Genomic DNA, 3,877 nt, shown 5'->3' on the forward strand with positions numbered 1-3,877 from the left:
GGACCGGCCCCGGCCTCGGCCTCGGGGGTGGTGGCCGACGCGGTGGCGGTGGTGCGGCGCGTGGTGGTGCGCCTGCGGGGTGCCGTGGCCCGGTCCTCCGCGGCACCGGGGGTGCGGGCCACCGCGGCGGACGGTGCCGCGGAGGGCTGGGATTCGGAGGATCCGGCACGGACCGCCCCGGACGCCCTCGGCGCCGGCATCGCCGGATCTGTCCGAGTGTCAGAATCCATCCGTCCGGCGGATTCCGCGACCGCTGCGTCGAGGCCTTCGGCCACCGGTGTGGACTGGTCCCGCGTGTCGCCGTGCATGCCAAGCTCCTGCCCGAGATCGGCGGCAGCTCCCCGCGGGCCGGGGTCGGGCCGGGGGAGTACCGGAGGACTGCTGGGTGGGGAGGACGTGCGACCGGAGCCTGCCCGCGCCGCTGTTCCCGGCAACCTGCCCGGCGCCCGCCGAGCCGGCGGTGGGACGCCCCGGAGCCCGGGTGCGTCCCGGCGCACGCCTCCGCGGGGCACGTCCCCGACCGACCCGGTCCACCCGTGAACGAGCGGGCCGGGGGCGAGGACACGCGTCCGTGCGCGGTGAGCGCCGAATGGGCTAAGAAGGACGGGAACGGCCAACGCGAAAAGGATTCGGACGTGCTGCTTCGCGGGGGACGCCACCCGTCGTCGGACTCCCCGCAGCATCAACGGCCTTCGGTCATCCTCGCACCGGCGACCGGGTTTCCGCAGCGGTACGACAGTAGTTTCACGCCTTCTCCGGAGCGGACGGGCCGCCGGAAATGGACCCGTACCGAAGAGTTCACGCATTGGTAGCGCAGGACCCCGAAATGTGCGCCTCGCGCGCCCCCGCGCGGACCAATGCGCCGAATGCGATCTCATCAATAGCCCGAACGGATGCCCAATAGCCCACTTGACGCACTGTCGGGACGGCCGCCGCGGCTACGCTTCACGCCGTGAAGGCAATCCGCAGATTCACCGTCCGCACCGTCCTGCCCGAACAACTCCAGCCGTTGCACGAGCTGGCCCTCAACCTGCGCTGGTCCTGGCACCCCGAGACCAGGGACCTCTTCCGGTCCGTGGACCCGGAGGTCTGGGCCGCGACCGGCGAGGACCCGGTGCGGCTGCTCGGGGAGGTCCCGGCCGCCCGACTGGCCGCGCTCGCCACCGACCGGCGCTTCCTGCGCAGACTCGGCGACCTCGCCGACGACCTGCGCGAGTACCTCACCGGCCCCCGCTGGTACCAGACCCGGCAGCAGTCCGACCCGGCCCCGCTGCCCGCCGCGATCGCCTACTTCTCGCCCGAGTACGGCATCGCCGCCGCGCTGCCCCAGTACTCCGGCGGGCTCGGCATCCTGGCCGGCGACCACCTCAAGGCCGCCAGCGACCTCGGCGTGCCGCTGATCGGCGTCGGCCTGTTCTACCGGCACGGCTACTTCCGCCAGTCCCTGAGCCGGGACGGCTGGCAGCAGGAGCGCTACCCGCTGCTCGACCCGGACGAGCTCGCGGTCAGCCTGCTGCGGGAGGCCGACGGCACCCCCTGCCGGGTCGACCTCGCCCTGCCCGGCGGCCGCACCCTGGCCGCCCACGTCTGGAAGGCCCAGGTCGGGCGGGTCCCGCTGCTGCTGCTCGACTCCGACATCGAGGCCAACTCGCCCGCCGAGCGGGACGTCACCGACCGGCTGTACGGCGGCGGCAGCGAGCACCGGCTGCTCCAGGAGATGCTGCTCGGCATCGGCGGCGTCCGGGCGGTGCGCGCCTACTGCCGGCTCACCGGGCACCCCGCCCCCGACGTCTTCCACACCAACGAGGGCCACGCCGGCTTCCTCGGCGTGGAGCGCATCCGCGAGCTGGTCGCCGACGGCCGGTCCGGCCTCGACTTCGCCGCCGCCCTGGAGGCCGTCCGGGCCGGCACCCTCTTCACCACCCACACGCCCGTCCCGGCCGGCATCGACCGCTTCGACCGCGAGCTGGTCGCCCGCCACTTCGGCGCGGACGCCGCGCTGCCGGGCGTGCCGGTCGACCAGGTGCTCGCGCTCGGCGCCGAGAGCTGGCGCGACGGGGACCCGAAGCTGTTCAACATGGCCGCCATGGGCCTGCGGCTGGCCCAGCGCGCCAACGGGGTCTCCACCCTGCACGGCGAGGTCAGCCGGTCGATGTTCAACGGCCTGTGGCCCGGCTTCGACCCCGCCGAGGTGCCGATCACCTCGGTCACCAACGGCGTGCACGCCGCCACCTGGATCGACCCGGCGGTGGTCCGGCTCGGCGCCGCCGAACTCGGCGCCGAGCGCGCCGAGGAGGCGATGACCACCGGCGAGACCCGGCGCTGGACGGGCCTGGAGCGGATCGGCAACACCGAGGTCTGGGAGCTGCGGCGCACCCTGCGGGCCCAGCTGGTGGAGGAGGCCCGCCGCCGGTTGCACGCCTCCTGGCGCCGGCGCGGGGCCGGCGAGGCCGAGCTCGGCTGGGTCTCCTCGGTGCTCGACCCCGACGTGCTCACCATCGGCTTCGCCCGCCGGGTGCCCTCGTACAAGCGGCTCACCCTGATGCTGCGCGACCCGGAGCGGCTGCGCGCCCTGCTGCTGCACCCCACCCGGCCGGTGCAGATCGTGGTCGCCGGCAAGGCCCACCCGGCCGACGACGGCGGCAAGCGGCTGATCCAGCAGATGGTCGCCTTCGCCGACGACCCGGCGGTGCGGCACCGGATCGTCTTCCTGCCGGACTACGACATGGCGATGGCCCAGCGCCTCTACCCGGGCTGCGACGTCTGGCTGAACAACCCGCTGCGCCCGCTGGAGGCCTGCGGCACCTCCGGGATGAAGGCCGCGCTCAACGGCTGCCTCAACCTCTCCGTCCTGGACGGCTGGTGGGACGAGTGGTACGACGGCCGCAACGGCTGGGCGATCCCCACCGCCGACGAGGGCGGCGGGGTGCTCGACCCGGACAGCGGCGAGGCCGAGCGGCGCGACGACATCGAGGCGGCCGCGCTCTACGACCTGATCGAGAACCAGGTCGCCGCCCGGTTCTACGACCGGGACGCGGACGGGCTGCCGCAGCAGTGGATCTCGATGGTCCGGCACACCCTGGTCACCCTCGGGCCCAAGGTGCTGGCCGGGCGGATGGTCCGGGAGTACGTCGAGCGGCTCTACGCCCCGGCGGCGCAGGCCCAGCGGGAGCTGGCGGGGGACCACCCGGAGGCGGGCGGGCGAGTGGCCCCGCCCCGAGCCGAAGGGCGCGCCGGTGCCGAGAGCGAGGAGCGACGAGCGACCGACGGAGGAGGGAGTGTCGGAGCGACGACCGTCGGCGCCGGGTACGAGCGCCCGGAAGCGAGCGGGCGAGTAACAGCCGGGCGAGTAGCAGCCGGGCGGTTCGCCGGCGCGCGCGAGCTGGCGGCCTGGAAGGCGAAGGTCCGCGAGGCCTGGCCGGCCGTGCGGGTCGAGCACGTCGAGGCGGACTGCCCGGCCGAGGCGCAGGAGCTGGGCAGCTCGCTGGCGCTGCGGGTGCAGGTCGCGCTCGGGACGCTGGAGCCGGGCGACGTAGAGGTGCAGGCGGTCTCCGGCCGGGTGGACGAGCGGGACCGGATCTCGGACGCCTGCCTGCTCGCCCTCAAGCCGGTCGGCGGGCCGGACCTGGACGGCCGCACCCGCTACGAGGGCTCGCTGGAGCTGTGCCGGACCGGCCCGTTCGGCTACACCGTCCGGGTGCTGCCCGCGCACCCGCGGCTGGCCTCGCCGGCCGAGCTGGGGCTGGTCGCCCTGCCGGCCGAGTCGGTCGGGATGGACGCCGGGCTGCTGGCGGCGCTGGCCGCGCGCGGGTGCGTCACGCTCCGCTGAGCCCGAGGCGTCGGACTCCGATCCGGAAAAAGATCAACACGGACGGTG

General features: G+C 74.8%; 1 protein-coding gene. It reads left to right on the top strand.

Annotated features, from left to right (window positions below; all coding sequences use genetic code 11):
* The first annotated feature begins 952 nt into the window (after positions 1 to 952).
* Positions 953 to 3,829, top strand: coding sequence for an alpha-glucan family phosphorylase (glgP, locus tag ABZW03_RS38340; protein WP_355269120.1), 2,877 nt, complete (start codon positions 953 to 955; stop codon positions 3,827 to 3,829).
* Positions 3,830 to 3,877 lie beyond the last annotated feature (48 nt).

The sequence above is a fragment of the Kitasatospora sp. NPDC004799 genome, assembly GCF_040609095.1.
Classification (GTDB): Bacteria; Actinomycetota; Actinomycetes; order Streptomycetales; family Streptomycetaceae; genus Kitasatospora.